This is a genomic window from Duganella sp. AC237, assembly GCF_979254035.1.
Window position 1 is genome coordinate 2956616 of sequence record NZ_CEEDEW010000003.1, and the last position, 18977, is coordinate 2975592.

Annotated in this window: 19 protein-coding genes; 15 read left to right on the plus strand and 4 right to left on the minus strand. The window is 63.7% G+C overall.

Going from position 1 to position 18977, the window contains the following annotated elements; translation table 11 throughout:
* Window positions 1–8 precede the first annotated feature (8 nt).
* From AC0IYS_RS13470 to AC0IYS_RS13485, 4 genes are all read right to left on the minus strand, one after another.
* Window positions 9–1658: a tetratricopeptide repeat protein gene (locus AC0IYS_RS13470; protein WP_471705624.1), complete on the minus strand. Its 1650-nt coding sequence runs from the start codon at window positions 1656–1658 to the stop codon at window positions 9–11.
* Window positions 1655–3526: a type II and III secretion system protein gene (locus AC0IYS_RS13475; RefSeq protein ID WP_471705625.1), complete on the minus strand. Its 1872-nt coding sequence runs from the start codon at window positions 3524–3526 to the stop codon at window positions 1655–1657. The genes AC0IYS_RS13470 and AC0IYS_RS13475 overlap by 4 nt, the downstream gene beginning before the upstream one ends.
* A gap of 62 nt (window positions 3527–3588) precedes the next feature.
* Entirely contained in the window at window positions 3589–4527 is a 939-nt protein-coding gene (locus tag AC0IYS_RS13480; RefSeq protein WP_471705626.1) for an ExeA family protein, read from the minus strand.
* A 5-nt stretch (window positions 4528–4532) separates the two neighbouring features.
* The gene (locus AC0IYS_RS13485) at window positions 4533–5249 is read right to left on the minus strand and encodes an ABC transporter ATP-binding protein (protein WP_471705627.1); all 717 of its coding nucleotides are present in this window, start codon (window positions 5247–5249) and stop codon (window positions 4533–4535) included.
* A 260-nt stretch (window positions 5250–5509) separates the two neighbouring features.
* Between AC0IYS_RS13485 and AC0IYS_RS13490 the strand changes: the two genes are divergently transcribed.
* The 15 genes from AC0IYS_RS13490 (at window position 5510) to AC0IYS_RS13560 (ending at window position 18936) form a co-directional block, all read left to right on the plus strand.
* Entirely contained in the window at window positions 5510–7216 is a 1707-nt protein-coding gene (locus tag AC0IYS_RS13490) for a GspE/PulE family protein (RefSeq protein WP_471705628.1), read from the plus strand.
* 1 nt (window position 7217) lies between these two features.
* Window positions 7218–8447 carry a type II secretion system F family protein gene (locus tag AC0IYS_RS13495; RefSeq protein WP_471705629.1) on the plus strand — a complete coding sequence of 410 codons (1230 nt, stop codon included), beginning with the start codon at window positions 7218–7220 and terminating at the stop codon, window positions 8445–8447.
* Window positions 8448–8488: 41 nt separating this feature from the next.
* Window positions 8489–8986, plus strand: coding sequence for a type II secretion system protein (locus AC0IYS_RS13500; RefSeq protein ID WP_471705630.1), 498 nt, complete (start codon window positions 8489–8491; stop codon window positions 8984–8986).
* A 51-nt stretch (window positions 8987–9037) separates the two neighbouring features.
* Window positions 9038–9565: a type II secretion system protein gene (locus tag AC0IYS_RS13505; RefSeq protein ID WP_471705632.1), complete on the plus strand. Its 528-nt coding sequence runs from the start codon at window positions 9038–9040 to the stop codon at window positions 9563–9565.
* Window positions 9566–9592: 27 nt separating this feature from the next.
* A complete protein-coding gene (locus AC0IYS_RS13510; RefSeq protein WP_471705633.1) occupies window positions 9593–10156 on the plus strand; it encodes a pilus assembly FimT family protein in 564 nt (187 codons plus the stop codon).
* On the plus strand, window positions 10146–10787 hold the full coding sequence (locus tag AC0IYS_RS13515; protein WP_471705634.1) for a type IV pilus modification PilV family protein: 642 nt from the start codon (window positions 10146–10148) through the stop codon (window positions 10785–10787). Before AC0IYS_RS13510 ends, AC0IYS_RS13515 begins: the two co-directional genes overlap by 11 nt.
* Complete coding sequence (locus AC0IYS_RS13520) at window positions 10784–11713, plus strand: type II secretion system protein (RefSeq protein WP_471705635.1); 930 nt, start codon at window positions 10784–10786, stop codon at window positions 11711–11713. Before AC0IYS_RS13515 ends, AC0IYS_RS13520 begins: the two co-directional genes overlap by 4 nt.
* Window positions 11710–12189: a pilus assembly PilX family protein gene (locus AC0IYS_RS13525; protein ID WP_471705636.1), complete on the plus strand. Its 480-nt coding sequence runs from the start codon at window positions 11710–11712 to the stop codon at window positions 12187–12189. The genes AC0IYS_RS13520 and AC0IYS_RS13525 overlap by 4 nt, the downstream gene beginning before the upstream one ends.
* Before the next feature lie 136 nt (window positions 12190–12325).
* Window positions 12326–13270 (plus strand): agglutinin biogenesis protein MshI, encoded by a 945-nt coding sequence (locus AC0IYS_RS13530; protein WP_471705637.1) that lies wholly within the window; start codon window positions 12326–12328, stop codon window positions 13268–13270.
* Window positions 13267–13968, plus strand: a complete 702-nt coding sequence (locus tag AC0IYS_RS13535; protein WP_471705638.1) for an MSHA biogenesis protein MshI — start codon at window positions 13267–13269, stop codon at window positions 13966–13968. The genes AC0IYS_RS13530 and AC0IYS_RS13535 overlap by 4 nt, the downstream gene beginning before the upstream one ends.
* The gene (locus AC0IYS_RS13540) at window positions 13965–14714 is read left to right on the plus strand and encodes a hypothetical protein (protein WP_471705640.1); all 750 of its coding nucleotides are present in this window, start codon (window positions 13965–13967) and stop codon (window positions 14712–14714) included. The genes AC0IYS_RS13535 and AC0IYS_RS13540 overlap by 4 nt, the downstream gene beginning before the upstream one ends.
* Entirely contained in the window at window positions 14699–15088 is a 390-nt protein-coding gene (locus AC0IYS_RS13545; RefSeq protein ID WP_471705641.1) for an MSHA biogenesis protein MshK, read from the plus strand. The genes AC0IYS_RS13540 and AC0IYS_RS13545 overlap by 16 nt, the downstream gene beginning before the upstream one ends.
* 10 nt (window positions 15089–15098) lie before the next feature.
* A complete protein-coding gene (gene mshL / locus AC0IYS_RS13550; RefSeq protein ID WP_471705642.1) occupies window positions 15099–16895 on the plus strand; it encodes a pilus (MSHA type) biogenesis protein MshL in 1797 nt (598 codons plus the stop codon).
* 2 nt (window positions 16896–16897) lie between these two features.
* Entirely contained in the window at window positions 16898–17800 is a 903-nt protein-coding gene (locus AC0IYS_RS13555) for an ExeA family protein (protein WP_471705643.1), read from the plus strand.
* A complete protein-coding gene (locus AC0IYS_RS13560; RefSeq protein ID WP_471705644.1) occupies window positions 17797–18936 on the plus strand; it encodes a tetratricopeptide repeat protein in 1140 nt (379 codons plus the stop codon). The genes AC0IYS_RS13555 and AC0IYS_RS13560 overlap by 4 nt, the downstream gene beginning before the upstream one ends.
* Window positions 18937–18977: the final 41 nt, after the last annotated feature.

Here is an 18977-nt window from a genome sequence, read left to right on the forward strand (position 1 = left end):
GATGTTTCTTATGGCTGCGCCGGAGCGCCCAGCTCGTGCATGCGCAGGCGCAGCGCCTTCTGGTCGAAGGCAGCCGCCTTGTCCTGCGACAGCACCAGCGCGCGCTGATAGTAGGTCAGCGCGAGCCGGCCCTGGTTCAGACGGTCCAGGCCGATGGCCAGGTTGTAGGCGTAGTCCGGATTGTCGGGCGAGGCGCTGTAGGCGCGGAAGAAGGTTTGCTGGGCGTCGGACCAGCGGTTCTGCTGCGCGTACAGGTTGCCCAGCGCGAACAGCGCCGGACCGGCCTCCGGGTTGGTGGCCAGGATGGCCTTGAGGCGGCCTTCGCTTTGGGCGGCGTCGCCCGAGCGCATGCTTACCAGGCCGGCGACTGCGGTGGAGTCGTTCGGATCGAGTTCAAGCATGCGCAGGTAATACGACGCCGCTTGCGCGCCCTGGTTCTGGCGGGTATGCACCATCGCCAGGCCCAGCAGCGCATCGCGGCTGGTCGGTTCCTGGCGCAGTGCGGACTCGTACTGCTTTTGCGCGTTGGGCAGGTCGCCGTTGCTGAAGGATTGATAAGCGGTTTCCACGGCCGGCGCGATCCTGGCCGGCTGCACGGCGCGGGCGACGCGGATCTCGGCATTGTTGTCGGGCGCGGCGACGGGCGGCAGTCGTTCCGCGCGCGGCGTCGATGCTGCCAGCTGGGTTTGGATCGCCTGCTGGGCGGCGGCCAGTTCCTGTTCGGTACGTGCCAGGCGCAGCTCCAGGTCGTCGCGGCCGCCGCGGTTGACCGACGGCGCCAGCATGGCGCTGCCGCTCGGATCGACCGCCATCGGGTCGGCGAAGCCGCCGGGGGTGCCGGTGGCTGGCTGGCCGCCTGGATCAGGTTGACCGGCGGCGGCGCCGATCACCTGCACCGGCGTGGCGCCGGTAGCGCCCGGTGGCGGCATCGGCACCGGCGGCAGGCGTGAACCGGCGCCGGGTGCGACCACCGCCTGCCAATAGTAATAGCCGAAGCCGAGGACGATCAGCGCCAGTATCGTAAGCAGACCGATCAGGCGCAGGCGTTCCGGATCCATGCCGACCGGCTCGTCTGTCGTGGCGGCCGCCGCGCGGGCGCGCGCCGCGCCGCGCGGCTTGCCTGCGGCCTTGTCGCTGGACTGCGGTTTGGCCGGGGCGGATGCTCTGGCGCCCGCCGTGGGCCTGGCGGCGTTGGTGCTGTCGGTGCTCTGGGCGTTGGTCCGGGTACTTTGCCCGGCGGCGGCGCTGGCGGTCGGTGCGGAGGCCGTGGCCGACAGCGGCGCTTGCGGCTGCGCGCGCTGCGGCGCCGCCGCGGCCGGTGTTGGCGCCACCGGCGCGGAGGGATCGGGCGTCAGGTCGAACGTCAGGCCGGCGTCCAGATGATCGCTGGGCGGTGGCAACGGGCTTGGCGAGGGACGCGGCGTCAGGCTGGCGGCCGGCGCTTCGGGCGCCAGCGGTTCCAGGCTGAATTCGGCCATCGGCTCCAGGTCCAGACTGAGCTCGCGCCTGGCTGGCGGCACGGCGGCGTGCGGCGCCGGCTCGGGCGTGAGCGCCAGCACCGCATCGAATTCCTCCGACGGCTTGTCCACCTCGTCCTCGACCGCCGAGCTTTGTTTGGCGCGCTCGGCCTTCTTTAGCGCCTGCATCAGTAAGCTCATGATCCGTTCCCGTTGGTGGTGGGGGCAGGGGGGGCTGTCGGCACGGGGTAGGGTTCGTTGTCCGGCTTTTCGCCCGGCAGCAGGTAGCGGTAATCCTTGTAGTCGCCGTTGACGCTGGCGTCCTTGACCACGATCGGGCGCATGAAGATCACCAATTCGGTCTTGGTGCTTTTCTCGTTACGGAACGAGAACAGGTCACCGATCACCGGCATGCTGCCCAGCAACGGCACCGAATCCTTGGCGTTGTCGACCGAGTCCTGCATCAGCCCGCCCATGACGGCGATCTGTCCGCTCGGTACTTTCATCAGCGATTCCAGCTCCCGCGCCTGGATCACCGGCACGAGGCTGTGCACGTTGGCGGCGGCCAGCGCCGGATTCGGATCCTCGACGGTGCCGACTATGCGCGTGATGGTCGGGCGCACGTTGATGGTGACGTCGTCATTGTCGGCGATCTGCGGCGTCACGCTCATGACAAAGCCGACCGGCACCGTCTCCAGCTTCGATTCGTAGGTGGCCGGCGAGGTCGGCGTGCCGTTCAGGCCCAGCACGGCCGGCGTGACCTTGATCGAGAAGAAGACATTGTTGTCGACCACCTTGAGCAGCGCCGTCTGGTTGTTCATCACGCTGATTTTTGGACTCGATAGTACTTTGACCTTGCCGAACGATTCCAGCAGCTCCAGCGTCGCGGCGATGCTGCCCAGGCTGGTGACGGGATTGTTATATTTCAGCAGGAAAATGCCCTGGCTGCTGCCGGGATTGACAGCGCTCGGCAGCGTGGTGGTGCCGACCTGGCCCTGGGTCATGCCCAGGCGACCCGAACGCGACAAGGTCGACCAGTTGATGCCCTGCTGGTAATTGTTGTTGAGGCGGACCTCGATCACAGTCGCCTCGATCAGCACCTGGCGTTTGGCGGCGCCCAGCACGATATCGACGAACTCGCGGATTTTCTCGTGCTGGCGGCTGGTCGCGCGCACCGCGATCAAGCCGCCCTCGGCGTTGACGATGACGGAGTTGGTACGGGTGTTATTGGCGCGCGACTGGCCGAAGGCGCCGCCGTCAAGAACCGCCGGCGTCTGCTGGCCACGGCCGGGTTGTTGCGAGCCGTCCGCCGTGCTTTGCTGGATGTTCGGCTGGATGCCGGCCAGTGGATCGACCGGGTTGTCGGCCAGGTTGGAGTTGCGCAGCATGTCGCGGATGTTCTTTTCCAGCGTGAACCAGAAATTGTTGTCGGAACGGTTGTTCACCACCGTCGTCGAGTTGTTGCTGCCGTTGGCGGTGCCACTGTTGCTGTTCGACGATTGGGTGTTGCCGCCCGTGTTGCCGCCGCCCGACGCGGTCGCGCCGACCGGGTTGGAGGCGCCGCTGCCGCCGCCGGTGGTAGAGATCTGCGTCGCGATATTGACGCTGCTGCTGGTGCTGCGCGCAATGTTGACGTAGTCGATCTTGTAGTTGCGCCACTCCGGCGTATCCGGCAGCACCGATAAAATGCCGTTGTTGATTTCATAACGCATATCGACCTGGCGCTGAATGCGGCTCAGCAGCTGCGGCAGGGTCTGGTCCAGCGCGTTGAGCGTGACCATGCCCTCGATGCTGGGATGGACGTCCACGTTCAGGCCGGCGTCGCGCGCCAGCGCGAACAGCAGCGACTGCACCGGCACCTTGTGCACGGTGACGCTGTAGGTCTCGACCTTGGCGGCCGGCTTGGGCGGCGGCAGCACCGCGCTTTGCCGCACCGGCTCCGGAATCGAGCCGCCCGGGCGCGGTGCTTCGCTAACGTGGGCGGGCGAGGTCGGCAGCGTACGCGTGGCGCAGGCGCCGAGTAACACACTGCAAGCCACGGGGACGATGGTCAAGGCGAATTTATTCATTGTTTCTTCCGGCCCGGGGGGAACGCAGGATGTTGTGCATATGCAATATAGCTAGCATGATCTTACAAATTCGGTGCCACCGCAAGGACGCTCAAGCATATTGCTCCAATTAAAAGCCCCAGCAAACACCCGATTGCAACAGTCCGATTAAAGAAGCGGCCCGCGCGCCGATTTAACAATGTGTCCGCGCAGCCACGGCCAAAAGGCGATTCGCTGATCGCCGCGCGCACATGACGCTTGTCGACCACGCCGGCGTCGTCGGCGAAGGCTGCCAGCAGCGCCTTGTCGGCCAGGATGTTGATGCGGCGGACGATGCCCTCCGAACTGTCGCCGATCATTTTGGCGGCAGCCGCGCTGAAGACGGCCGGACCGTCGTGGCCGGCCGCGCGCAGGCGAAAGTCGAGGAACTCGGCCACCAGCGCCGCTTCCATGGCCGGCACGTGGAAGCTGTGCGTGATGCGCTCGCGCAGCTGGCGCATGCTCGACAGTTCCAGATGCTGGTCAAGCTCCGGCTGGCCGAACAGCACGATCTGCAGCAGCTTGCTGCGCGCCGTTTCCAGATTGGTCAGCAGGCGAATCGCTTCCAGCGTTTCGAGCGGCATCGCCTGCGCCTCCTCGACCAGCAGCACGACCTGCTGGCCCTGGCTGTGGCGCGCGATCAAATGCGCGTGCAGGCCGCGCTGGACCTCGTCAACCCGGAAGCCGCGCGTCGGCAGGCCCAGTTCGGCGGCGATCGCGAACTGGACATCGACCGGGTTCAGATTGGGGTTGACCAGATAGATGACCTCGATATGCGGCGGCAGCCGGCTCTCCAGCATGCGGCACAACATGGTCTTGCCGGCGCCCACCTCGCCGGTCACCTTGATGATGCCTTCGCCGTGGCACACCGCATACAGCAACGCTTCGAGGATTTCGCCGCGCGTGTTGCCGGAATAGAAAAAGGCCGGGTTCGGCGTGATGCCGAACGGCGATTCGCGCAACTGGAAATGGGATTGGTACATGCTGCTCACGCGATGCAGGCCAGGAAGGCTTGCTCCAGGCTCGCGGCGCCGTATTGCTCGCGGCATTCCGCCGGCGTGCCGCTAAAACGGATCCGGCCGTCATGCAGGATGGCCATGCGGTCGCACAGCTCGTCCACATCGGCCAGCGCGTGCGAGGTCAGGAACAGCGTGCTGCCGGCGCGGTGAAGGCTGCGCAGTTGTTCTTTTAATAGCGCGCGGGCCTTTGGATCGAGGCCGCTCATCGGCTCGTCCAATATATAGAGGGGCTTGCGCGCGAGCAGGCAGGCGGCCAGGCCCAGCTTTTGCGTCATGCCTTTGGAATAGCCGCGCACGGTGCGCTTGAGCGCGTCCGGGTCGAGGTCGAGCGCGCGCATCATCGCGGCGATTTCCCCGGCATCGTAGCGCAGGCCTTGCAGGGTCAGCAGATAGCGTATGAAGTCGGCCCCGGTCAGGTAGTACGGCGGCGTGAAGCGTTCCGGCAGAAAGCCGAGTGGCTGGCGGCTGGCGGGGCGGTGGTGCGGCTGGCCGAAGATGTCGATGCTGCCGTCGTCGAGCGCGCAAAAATCAAGCACGCATTTGATCAGGCTGGTCTTGCCGGCGCCGTTGACGCCCACCAGGCCGAAGCATTCTCCCGGTTGCAGTTCCAGATTCACGCCGCGCAGCACGCTGGTGTGGCCATAGCGTTGAACAACTTGTTGCAGGCGCAGCGCGGGTACGGTCATGAAAGGGAATAGTGGCCACAGGAAACGAACCACAACTGTAGCGCATTCGTGCGAAGAAAGCGACATCCTGTGCAGATAGGCGAGCTTGGCATTGGGGAAGTGGGGTAATCTGCACTAGAATGGCCGCAAGTTGTCGTGTGGCATCATGAGTAAGCTCCAACCCCAAGCCAACCCGGGGTCGGACCCCATGGGGTCCGACCCCACGTAAATGGGGTGCGGGTTGAACGGTTCAAATGGGTTTTTGAAGATCAGGAGCGGGTATGGCAAGGCCGGAAAAAGTCAGGCTGGGGGAAATTCTCGTACAGCAAAAGCTGCTGTCGGAAGAACAACTGGGGCTGGCGCTGGCCGACCAAAAGCGCAGCGGCCGCAAGCTCGGCCGCGTGTTCATCGAGAACGGCTACGTCACCGAGGAGCAGATCGCCAATGCGCTGGCGCGCCAGCTCAGCATCCCATACCTGAACCTGAAGTTCTTCAACGTCAATCCCGAGATCGTCCGCATGCTGCCGGAGACGCAGGCGCGCCGCTTCCGCGCGCTGGTGCTCGAGGACCGGCGCGGCGTGCTGCTCGTCGGCATGTCCGACCCGACCGACCTGTTCGCGTATGACGAGATCGCCCGCATCGTCAAACAGAACATCGAACTGGCCGTCGTCAACGAGACCGAGGTGCTTGGCGTCATCGACCGCATCTACCGCCGCACCGAGGATATCTCCGACCTGGCGCGCGAGCTGGAGCAGGATCTGGGCGACGTCTCGGTCGACTTCGGCGCGCTCGCGGCCGCCAATCCGAACCTGGAAGAGGCGCCCATCGTCAAGCTGTTGCAGTCGGTGTTCGACGACGCCGCCCAGGTGCGCGCCTCCGACATCCACATCGAACCGCAGGAAGGGCGGCTGCAAATCCGCTTCCGCATCGACGGCGTGCTGCACCTGCAGACCGAAACCGATATCAAGATCGCACCATCGCTGGCGCTGCGCCTCAAGCTGATGTCCGACCTCGATATTTCCGAGAAGCGCCTGCCGCAGGATGGCCGCTTCGCCGTGCGGGTGCGCAACCAGCGCATCGACGTGCGTATCTCGACCATGCCGACCCAGTACGGCGAATCGGTCGTCATGCGTCTGCTGAGCCAGGGCGGGGCCCAGCTGCGGCTGGACGCCATCGGCATGCCGCGCGCGCTGGTGGAAAAGTTCCGCGCCATCATCCAGCGTCCGAACGGCCTGGTGCTGGTCACCGGCCCGACCGGTAGCGGCAAGACCACCACCTTGTACTGCGCGCTGTCGGAGCTCAATTCCGTCGAGAAGAAACTGATCACCGTCGAGGACCCGGTCGAATACCGGCTGGCCGGCATTAATCAAGTGCAAGTCAACGACAAGATCGACCTGAATTTCGCGCGCGTGCTGCGTTCGGCGCTGCGGCAAGATCCGGACATCGTGCTCGTCGGCGAGATGCGCGACCAGGAAACGGCGCAAATTGGCCTGCGGGCCGCCATGACCGGTCACTTGGTGTTGTCGACCTTGCACACGAATGATGCGATGAGCACGCCGCTGCGCCTGATGGACATGGGCGTGCCGCGCTACATGGTCGGCAGTTCGCTGCAGGCGGTGCTGGCCCAGCGGCTGGTGCGCATGATCTGTGAAAGCTGCACCACGCCGTACGAGTTGACGCCGACCGAGCGCGAGTGGCTGAGCATGGAACTCAACGACAAGGTCGACAAGGCGCGCTATTTCCACGGCAAGGGTTGCTCGCATTGCAACGGCATGGGCTATCGCGGCCGTACCGGCGTCTACGAGCTGCTGGAGATGACGCGGGCGGTGGTCGATGCCGCCAACGATCCCGATCCGGCCCACTTCCTGAAGGTGGCGGCCGCGCAGATGGCCGGCGAAACCTTGCGCCGGCACGCGGTGCAGCTGGTGGTGCAGGGCCGTACGACGGTGTCCGAAGCGATGCGCATCAGTAACCAGACCGAGGATTGACGTGCCGTTCTTCGCCTACAAAGCCCGCAACGCGCGCGGCGTACTGATGCAGGGCGTGCTGGAGGGCCCGGACAGCGGCGCCGTCGCCGATCAACTGTTCAATACCGGCGTGACGCCGATCGAGATCACCGTCACGCAAAAAGCGGTCGCCGCCAGTGGCGAGAGCTGGCTGTCGCGGCTGCTGGAGAAGAAGGTCACGTCGATGGACGTGCAATTGTTCAGCCGCCAGTTGTATACCTTGCTCAAGTCCGGCGTGCCCATCATGCGCGGGTTGGCGGGCTTGCAGGAGTCGGCGGTCAGCAAGTCTTTCGGCAAGGTCATCAAGGATTTGCGCGAGTCGCTCGACTCGGGACGCGAGCTGTCGGCCGCCATGCGACGCCATCCGGACGTGTTTTCGCCGTTTTACCTGTCCATGGTGCGGGTGGGCGAGATGACCGGGCGGCTGGAGGAGGTATTCCTGCGCTTGTTCGATCACCTGGAGTTCGACCGCGACATGCGCGAGCGCGTCAAGACGGCAACCCGTTATCCAAGTTTCGTGCTGATGGCCATGGTCGCGGCGATGGTGGTCGTCAATATGTTTGTGATACCGGCGTTTGTCGGCGTGTTCAAATCGCTGCACGCCGAGTTGCCGTTGATGACCAGGATACTGATTGGCACCTCCAATTTCACCGTGCGTTACTGGCCGATGATGGCGGTTGCTGTCGTGGCCGGCGTGTTCGGCTTCCGCGCCTGGGTTGGCACGGAGCGCGGCTTGTATCAGTGGGACAAGTTCAAGCTGAAGATTCCGGTCGCCGGCAAAATCATCCTCAAGGCCACGATGGCGCGCTTTGCCCGCAGCTTTGCGCTGTCCAACCGCAGCGGCGTGCCGATTGTGCAAGGGTTGACGGTGGTGTCGCAGACGGTGGACAACGCCTACCTGTGCGCCCGCGTCGAGCAGATGCGCGACGGCGTCGAGCGCGGCGACAGCATATTGCGGACGGCGGCGGCGGCCGGCGTGTTCACACCCGTAGTGCTGCAAATGATCGCGGTGGGCGAGGAGAGCGGTTCGATCGACGATTTGATGGACGAGATCGCGCAGATGTACGAACGCGAGGTCGATTACGAGCTCAAGACGCTGTCGGCGCAGATCGAACCGATCCTGATTGTCTTCCTGGGCATGATGGTGTTGGTGTTGGCGCTGGGCATCTTCCTGCCGATTTGGGATCTGGGCAAAGCCGCCTTGCATAAGTGATGCCGAAAACGAGGCGGTTACTGATTTTCTTGCCAACATTTGTGACGCAGAAACAACGGGGCGCAAGTTTGCTGGAGTTTGCCCTGGTCATCGTCATTGTGGGCATATTGACCACGGTTTTGCTGCAACGGATTTGGCATTATCAAGGACAGGCCGAGGTGGCCGCGATGCGAACGACGGTGGCGAACTTGCGAACCGCCTTAGAAATTAAGGTTGCGCAGGGGAAATTGCCCGGTGGAACGGAAGATTTAACGATCTTGGCCGAACAAAATCCGTTTGATTGGCTGAAAGATAAGCCCGTCAATTACGCCGGCGCGTACTTTTCCCCTAGCGACGACGACATCGGCGAGGGGAATTGGGCGTTTGATCGAACTGATAAATCGGTGATTTATTTGTTAAATATCAGCAGTGGCTTTTTAGATGCTCCCACGAAACGTTTGAAATTCAAGGTAAAATTACTTCGCTTGCCCCATCGCCCCGCCAAGCCGCCAGGCGCACCCGCCCCCCTCGGTGTGGCCTTTGAGCAAGTGAAGGACTGACGCAATCCGCGCCGTCTTTCTTCAACTTAATGGACGACTTGGAGAAGTGTAATGAACAAGGCAGCGACGAGCGCATTCCGTAAACCAGCAGCCCAGTCGGGCTTCACGCTGATCGAATTGATCGTCGTGATTGTTATTCTTGGCATCCTGGCGGCGACGGCGCTGCCACGTTTCTCAAATCTTGGCGCCGATGCGCGTGTCGCTTCCCTGAACGCCGCGCGAGGTTCGCTGTCGTCGACCTCCGCGATGATTCGTGGCCAGTTTTTGGCAAGTGGGAATCCGCTGCTGCAGACAACTCCGGTGGAAGGTTTGGTGGTTAATCTGACGTTCGGTTATCCAACCGGTGACGCCACTACGGCAGCGGCCGCAGGCTTGACCGCGCAGGATTATGCCATCACCACAGCTGCTGCTGGCGCCGGTGCCAACAGCCCGGCAGTCGTGGCGGGTGACATACTGATCCAGCCTCGCAGCATCGTCGGAACGCCAGTTGGGTTAACCTGCTTTGTGCGCTACAGGCAATCGGCCGTCGCTGGCGCAGCCCCTACCATTAGCGCGCCGCCGGCGGCGACCGACTGCTGATCGCCTGAATTGTTGTCTGGCACGGGGATGAGGCGTGACTTCGAAAAGCGGCGCCTATCCGGCAATTCTTTTCGCGTGCCTGCGACCGGCTTCACCATGGTGGAGCTGGTCACCGTTATGGTCGTTATCGGGATCTTGGGCGCCATCGGCGCCGCGCGCTTTTTCGATAACAACACTTTCGCCGGCCGTGCTTATTCCGATCAGGTCAAGTCTGTGATCCGCTCTGCTCAAAAGCTTGCCATCGCCCAGAACCGTCCGGTTTTTGTGCAGGCGTCGCCGGCCAGGTTTGCAGTCTGTTTCAACACCGCCAATTGCAACAACGCCGCCGACTTGGCTTTCGCGCCGGGCAGCTCTAATACTGGCAATTCTGCAACCCGCGCTGTCTGCACGCTTGGCAACAACTACGTCGCCAACTGGATGTGCGAGGGTACGCCGGCTAGCGTGGCGGTAGGCGGTGTCGCGCCCGGGTATGCATTTTCCTTCGACCGCATGGGCCGTCCGAGCTTCGCTGCACCGTTGACGCTGACCTTTACCAGCGGCGCCAGCGTTTACCGGTTCACCGTGGAAGCCGAGACCGGTTATGTCCATTAATCGCCAAGACGGCCTTACCATCGTCGAGCTCGTTCTGTTCATGGTGATCATGGGCGTCGCCGCTGCGGGCATTCTTGGCGTGCTCAACCTCAGCGCAAAATCCAGCGCCGATCCGCTGCGCCGCAAGCAGGCCATGCTGATCGCGGAAGCGTATATGGAAGAAGTGCAATTAGCGGGGCTGACCTTTTGCGGTCCGAACGACCCCGCCTATGGCACTGCGGTCAAAGTGGACGAGTGCGGCACCCGCGCCAAAGTGGGGCAGCGCGCGCCTGGCAGTCCGCGCCCGTACGCCAGCGTTGCCGATTATGGGACCAGCCTCAATACACCTGAACGCACCTTTGGTCCGAACGGCGTTGATCAGGATGTGAATGGACGTGCGCTTGGCGTGGATAAGGATTCCAAAACGATGGGAAACAGCTCGCTCGCCGGCATCACGACCACCGTCACCTTGAATTTGCTCGGTCCCGGCGCCGAGCTCGGTCCTGCCGGCGCGAGCCCCTTCGGTAACGACGGCTTCCGTGTTGGTTCCGTGGCAGACAATCTCGAGGCTTTGCAGATCACAGTCATCACCCAGTATGGCCCGAACGAGTTCATTCGGCTGGACGGCTACCGCACGCGTTACGCGCCATGATGACCGTCCACCGCATCACACGCGCTATCGCCCGTCATCAGCGCGGCTTCACGCTGGTGGAGGCGGTCGTCGTCATGGTGATCACCGGTATCGTCGCCGGCACCATGGTGCTGTTCATCCGCCGCCCCGTGCAAAACTATACTGATGCGGCTGCCCGGGCCGACCTGAGTGACGCCGCCGATCTGGCCTTGCGCCGCATGGCCCGCGAATTGCGCACTGCCTTGCCCAACAGCGTACGCCTGACTGCCACGGCAGCAGGGCAATGGTGGCTGGAGTTCATTCCGACCAAGGCGGGCGGCCTATATCTGGCTGTGGAGAATGCACCCGACCCCAATGCGGATCCCCTCGTGGGCAAACCTTTGAGCTTTACCAACCAGACGGTGGCGCCATTCAATGTGATTGGGCCGATGCCGCCGGTCGCCGTGGGCGATTTTTTTGCCATCTACAACTTGGGAACCGGTTTCGATGGTGCGGACGCCTACGCCCGCACGAATCTGGCAGTGATCACTGGTTTTGATAATAATAAAAGGTCAATTTCCTACGACAGCACGCTTGCTGGCCAGTCAGGTAAAAATCCGTTTCGCCCCGCTTCCGGAAATGTACCGAATACCTCGCCACGTCAACGCTTCCAGGTCGTAACTCGGCCCGTGATTTACCGCTGTGAGGGGAACGCGAATGGCAAGGGGACATTGACCCGTTCGGTTGCCGCCGACTTTCTCGTGCAGCCGCCGCTACCGCTGGCATCGGACGGAAGCTTGTTGGCAAATAATGTGGTCGCGTGCGACTTCACCATCGGCACCTCGGCTAGCCAGCAGAGTGGCTTGATCGGCTTGAATCTGTCCCTCGGGCGCGCCAGTCTTGAGGGCGGCAATGCCGTGGAAACCATCACGCTGTCCCATCAGATTCACGTGGACAATACGCCATGACGCCACGAATGATACGTAAATCGTCCGGCGTCGCGCTGGTGACGGCCATCTTCCTATTAGTGGTACTGGCCGGATTGGGCGTGGCGGTGGTTTCTTTGACGACATCGCAGCAGTCGAGTGCGACGCAGGACGAGCAGGGCGCGCGCGCCTATCAAGCCGCCAAGGCGGGCTTGGAGTGGGCTCTATACATCCAACTCGAGCGGGCACGAAACGCAAACATCGCTAACCCGCTCGGTTGCCCGGCGATCCGCAGTTTCGCCCTGTCGGCGCCAACTTTGGCGGCTTATACCGTCACGGTGCAATGCAGCCAGCCGGAAGCTGGCTACCACACTCCGGCACCGCCCGAGCTCGTCGATCCGACGTTCGGCGGCATCAGGATCACAGTCACCGCTTGCAACCAGCCCGCAAACAATACCTGCCCCAACAACGCGCCAGGCCCCGATTATGTACAGCGCGTCATTGAGGCGCAGCTATAAAGAAACAAGCCACATGACAATGTGTGTGTTTTTGTGGCATTACTATTAATTTTTGGCAAACGAGCGGTGTAACTTGAATATAATCAACCAACTAGCGCGTAAACCTCGTGTGCTGGTAATCATCTAGGTTGCTGGTATGGGATTCCTCAAAAGAAGCAAAAAGAAGGATGGCTGGCTGACCGTCTCGTTCCAGCGCGACGGTATTTGCGCTGGCCGCGTGCAGCGCGTGCGCGACGCCAAGGCGGTGGTCGAGCTGTCGTCGTTCTATCCGTCCACTGCCAGCCTGTCGGCCGAATCGCTGGAAAAAGTGAGCAAGGATTTGAAGGCCGCCAATTTCCTCTTCGGCACCATGCTGAGCGGCGGCGAATACCAGATGCTGACCGTCGATGCACCCAACGTTCCGAAAGATGAATTGAAAACGGCGGTGCGCTGGCGCTTGAAGGATATGCTCGATTTCCATGTCGACGACGCCACCATCGACGTGCTCGATATCCCGGTCGATCCGAACGCGCCGTCGCGCGCCCATTCGATGTTCGCCATCGCCGCCCGCAACGCGCTGATCCAGTCGCGCCAAGGCTTGTTCGCCGAGGCCAAGATAGAACTGAACGTCATCGACATTCCGGAAATGGCGCAGCGGAACATCTCGGTGCTGCTGGAAACCGAAGGCCGTGGCCTGGCGATGCTGTCGTTCGACGGCGACGGCGGCCTGCTGACGATCACCTTCAAGGGCGAGCTGTACCTGTCGCGCCGCATCGACGTGACCTTGCCGCAGTTGCTGGAACCGGACACCGACAAGCAGCAAACCTTATTCGACAAGATTACCCTGGAGCTGCAACGCTCGCTGGATCACTTCGACCGCCAGTTCAACTATGTCAACGTGATCAAGCTGCTGCTGGCGCCGACCGGCGCGCAGGGCTTGCACGAATATCTGGCGGCCAATCTCTACATGCCGGTCGAGGCGATGGGCCTGGAGGATGTGTTCGACCTGAGCAAGGCGCCGGCGCTGCTCGACGTCGAGCAGCAACAGCGTTTCTTCCTGACCCTGGGCGCGGCCCTGCGGCACGAGGAGGTGGTGCTGTGAGTCAGCAGATCAACCTGTTCAACCCCATCTTCCTCAAGCAGAAGAAAGTATTCACGGCCTTGCCGATGGCGGAGGCGCTGGGCGTGATCGTCGCCGGCGCGCTGCTGCTGACGTGGTACGCCGGCCAGCGTGTGGCCGACCTGGAAACATCCGCCGCGTCCGGCAAAACCTTGCTGGCCGACCGCGAGCGACGTCTGGCGGAGGCCAGCAAGCAATTCGCGCCACGGCAGAAAAGCGCCACCATCGCAAGCGAGGTCGCCCAGGCCGAGGCGGAGCTGAAGTCGCTGCAACAAGTGGAATCGGTGCTGCGCGACGGCACGCTTGGCAACGCGGCCGGCTATGCCGAATATTTCCGCGCGTTTTCGCGACAGAACGTCAGTGGGCTGTGGTTGACAGGCGTGTCGATCGTCGGCGCGGGCAACGATATCGGCGTGCAGGGACGTGCCATGCAGCCGACCTTGATACCCGCCTATATCGCGCGCTTGAAGTCGGAGCGGGTTATGCACGGCAAGAGCTTCGCCAGCCTGGATATTTCACGGCCGGACGCGCAACTGACGCCGGTCGCCGCGCCGGCGACCATCGAAGGTGTAGCCGTGCCGACCGCCGCTCCGGCAGCCGTGCCCGCACCGGTGGCGACGACGGCGCCGTTCGTGCAATTCAGCCTGCAATCGACCGCTGCGGCGAGGACCGAACAATGAAGCAGCAACTGCAACAGCAATGGCTCAAGCTGAGCACCAAGCTGGACGCGATGACCTTGCGCGAGCGCGCCATGGTGTTCGTGGCGGTGACGGCGGCGCTCCTGTTCCTCATATATACGATCGCGGTTGAACCGATGCTGGCCAGGCAAAAGCTGCTGCTGGCGCAGATCAAGCAGCAGCAAAACCAGATCGCCGGCATCGACATGGAAATCACGGGCAAGGCCCAAGGCTTCAATATCGATCCGGATGCGCAGGAACGGGCCAAATTGCAGGCGGCACGCGCCGAAATCGACCGTATCAGCGCCAGCTTGCTGGCCGTGCAAAAGGGACTGGTGGCACCGGAGAAGATCGCGCCGTTGCTGGAAAACCTGCTGAGTGGCCACGGAAAACTGCGCTTGATGGCGATGAAGACCCTGCCGGTGGCGGGCATGAACGAGCGCTTCGCGGAATCCACGCCGCCTGTGGCCGCAGGCACACCGCCGCTTGCCGCCGCAGCCCAGCCAAATCCGTCAATCCAGCCGGCGGTCGCCGCGCAAAAGCCGCGCGAGCTGCTGTATCGGCACGGCGTGGAGATCGTCTTGCAGGGCAGCTATCTGGACATGGTCAGCTACATGGCCGCGCTGGAGGCATTGCCGGTGCAACTGTTCTGGGGCAAGGCCAGCCTGGATGCGCAGCAGTATCCGAATTCGCGCCTGACCTTGACGCTTTATACGCTGAGCCTGGATCAGAAATGGATGAAACTATGAGCGCCCCGGTGCGATATGCCTGCTTGGCCGGCGTGCTGTCGGCGCTGGTGCTGGCCGCGTCGCCGGTGCAAGCGCAGACCCTGGTCGATCCGACCCAGCCGCCGCCGGAATCGCGCCTGCTGGCGCCGGGCGCCGCCGATACGCCGGTGGTCAGCGCCGGCCCGCGCTTGCAGTCGATCCTGATCGGCACGAGCGGACGCGAGGTGGCGGTCATCGACGGCCAGACGCTGCGCAGGGGCGACAAGATCAATGGCGCCGTGCTGGTCCAGATCGGCAAGAACCAAGTGGTGTTGCAACACGGACGGGCGAAGCAGGTGCTGACCCTGTTCCCCGACACCGGAACGGGCGGGAAGACGCCCGTTCATCAACGTTAAACGAATGCATATGCAAAAAATACTGACCATCGCCATCCTGACGACGCTGCTGCTGAACGGCTGCTCGACGCCGCCCAAGCGCGATACCTATAACAAGATCAACGCCGAGGTCGATGCCGCGCTCAAGGCCAAACCGCCCGCCGCCGCGCAGGCCGACGCCGTTGCCAGCGCCTTGCTGCCGCCGGTGTCGCAATTGGCCGAGCAGTTGCCGAAGGCGCGCGCCGTGCTGGAGGAACGCTTCAATGTGTCGTTCAACAACGTGCCGGTGCAACAGTTCTTCAATTCCATCGTGGCCGGCACGCGCTACAACATGCTGATCAACCCTGAGGTGACGGGCAACATTACCGCCAACCTGAAGGATGTGACCCTGGTCGAGGCGCTCGACGCGGTGCGCGAGTTGTACGGTTACGACTACAAGATCGAAGGCACGCGCATCTACATCCGTCCGCTGACGATGCAGACCAAGATGTTCAAGGTCAATTACCTGACCGCGATCCGCAAGGGCGTGTCGAGCCTGCGCGTGTCGTCGACGTCGGTGGCCAGCGCCGGCACCAGCAACAGCGGTTCGCAAAACAATTCCGGCAACAACAATAACTCGAGCAATAACAGCGACAACTCGGGCAACAACGGTAACAACGGCAACAATGGCAACAACTCCGGCGGCAACCAGAGCCAGCGGGACGCGGCCAACGTGCAAACCACGTCCGCCAGCGATTTCTGGCTGGAACTCAAGACGGCGCTGGAGGCGATCATCGAAACGGGCAAGGACGGCCGCAGCGTGACCATCAGCCCGCAGTCGGGCGTGATCGTGATCCGCGCCATGCCCGACGAGCTGCGCAACGTCGACCAGTATCTGCGGGCGACCCAGTTGTCGGTCGACCGCCAGGTGATTTTGGAGGCCAAGATCCTCGAGGTGGAGTTGAACAGCAACTTCCAGAGCGGCATCAACTGGGCCGCCTTCGGCAAGCTCAGCACCAACAGCCGCATCTCGGCCGGCCTGGTGCAGCCGGGCACGTCGCTGACGCCGCTGGGCCTGAGCGCGTCGGGGTCGCTGTCGAGCAACGGCGCCGCCGGCGCGGTGGGCGTGCCGGGCGCGTCGATCGGCGCCGTGTCCGACGCGGTCGGCTCGCTGTTCGGCCTGGCGTTCCAGACCAGCAATTTCGCGGCGCTGATTTCCTTCCTCGAAGGGCAGGGTACCGTGCATGTTCTGTCGAGCCCGCGCATCGCGACCCTGAACAACCAGAAGGCGCTGCTCAAGATCGGCACCGACGAGTTTTTCGTCACCGGCATCAGCACCACGACGACGACCAGCGGCACCGGCACCGGCGTCACCACGCCGACGCTGACCTTGCAACCGTTCTTCTCCGGCGTGGTGCTGGACGTGACGCCGCAGATCGACGATCACGGCAACATCATCTTGCATGTGCACCCGTCGGTGAGCCAGGTCTCGACCGTCAACAAGGGCGTCAACTTGGGTGCCTTGGGTAACTTCAGCCTGCCGCTGGCGGCGTCGTCGACTTCCGAGATGGACAGCATGGTGCGCGGCCAGGACGGCCAGGTGGTCGCCATCGGCGGCCTGATGCGCCAGGCGACGACGTCGGACCGTTCCGGCGTGCCGGGCGCGAGCGACATTCCCGTGGTCGGCGCATTGTTCCGCGCCTCCGGCGAAGTGATCCAGAAACGCGAATTGGTGGTGCTGATCAAGCCGACCATCGTCGAGTCCAGCTCCGACTGGAACCAGGACTTGCTCGACAGTGGGCGCCGCATCAAGGAGCTCGATCCGCGCCGCGCCAGGGAGCGCAACTGACCATGTACAGCAAACACTTCGGCCTGCGCGAGGCGCCGTTCAGCATCACGCCGGATACCAGCTATTTCTTCACCAGCCCGCATTCCCAGGAAGCGCTGAACACCTTGCTGGTGGCCGCCAAGAGCGGCGAAGGCTTCATCAAGATCACCGGCGAGGTCGGCATCGGCAAAACGCTGCTGTGCCGCAAGTTCATCGCCACGGTCGGGCCGGAGTTCGTCACCGCCTATATTCCCAATCCCTACCTGGAGCCGCGCACGTTGATGCTGGCCCTGGCCGACGAGCTGGAGGTGACCCTGGCGCGCGATGTCGACCAGCACCAGATGCTCAAGTCGATCACCTACCGCCTGATCGAACTGGCGCACGCCGGCAAGCAGGTCATGTTGTTGCTCGACGAGGCGCAGGCGATCCCGGTGGAGAGCCTGGAAGCGTTGCGGCTGCTGAGCAATCTGGAGACCGAAAAGCGCAAATTGCTGCAAATCGTGCTGTTCGGCCAGCCCGAGCTGAACCAGCATTTGCAGGCCAACTCGATCCGCCAGCTGGCGCAGCGCATCACCTTCCATTACCACCTCGGCCCGCTGAGCCGGGACGACATCGAATACTATCTGGCCCACCGTTTGCGCGTGGCCGGCTACGCGGGCGGACGCCTGTTCAGCCGGGGCGCGATCGGCAAGCTGTTCCGCGCCAGCGGCGGCATTCCGCGGTTGGTCAACATCATGGCCAACAAGTCGCTGATGCTGTGCTTTGGCGAGGGCAGGCAGCAGGTCACGCGCCGCCACGTCAAGCTGGCGGCGCACGACACCAACGGCGTCGTCGGCGCGCGCGCCGGCCTGCGCTGGCCGTGGCTGGCCGCCGGTGTCGGCGTGCTGGTCGCGGCGTGCGGTTTGACGTGGGCGCTGACCAAATGAGCCTGATCAATAAAATGCTGCAGGATCTGGACAAGCGTGGCGGCGCCGGCGACGACGCGGTCCACCCCCAGGAATTGAAGGCGGTGCCGGCGCCGGAACGCGATCGCCGGCCGTTGATGCTGGCAGGCGCCGGTGTGGCGGCAGCCGCCGTGCTGGCCGCTGGCGGCTGGTATGGCTGGCAGTATTGGCAGAGCCACCGCGCGCCGCCGGCGCCGGTGCCGAAGGTGGTGCTCAACCAGCTTCCGCCGGGCGCCGTGAGCGTGCCGCCGCCAGCCGAGCCGGTGATCGAAGCCGCCAAGCCGGTGACGCCGGAACGGGCATCCGCGCCGGCCGCCGAAGCGCTTGCCGAGCCGGCGCGGAAACCTGCCCAGCCGGCCCAACTGGACACCCCGCCGGCCAAATCCGCGTCGGCCCGCGCGGCGACAACGCCGACGCTGCCGTCCGGCAGCATGCCCGTATCCGATGAAGCCATCGCGTCCAGGCCACGCCGCTCCGTGCCCGACGGCGAGGCGCACCGTCCCGAGCGCAAGGCCGCTCAAACGGAGGGCGTGAGCCGGCGCGAACTGACGCCCAAGCTCGAATCCGACGGCGCCTACCGCCGCGCGCTGGTGGCCTTGCAGGAAGGCCGCCTGAGCGTGGCGATGGCCGATCTGGACCGGGCGCTGGAGATCGATCCGCGCAACGAGGCGGCGCGCCAGACCTACGTCAGTCTGCTGCTGGAAAATAAGCGAACCGACGAAGCGATCCGCCAGCTGCGCCTGTCCCTCGGCATCGATCCGCGCCAGCCGGGGCTGGCGATGGTGCTGGCGCGGCTGCAACTGGAACGCGGCGGGCCGGCGCTGGAGACGCTGATGGCGACCCTGCCATACGCCGGCAACAGCGCCGATTACCTGGCCTTCCTGGCCGGCGTGCTGCAGCGCGAGCAGCGGCACGCCGAGGCGGCGCGCTACTACCGCGACGCGCTGCAACTGGCGCCGGGCAACGGCGTCTGGTGGATGGGGTTGGCCATTTCGCTGCAGGCCGACCAGCATCTGCCCGAGGCGCGCGACGCCTACGCGCGCGCCCGCGGGGCGGCCGGCATGACGCCGGAATTGCTGGCCTTCATCGACCGCAAGCTGGAGCAGTTGGCGCGCTAATTCAAGTCGCTCACCGGGGTGTTTTTTTAGCATTATAAATA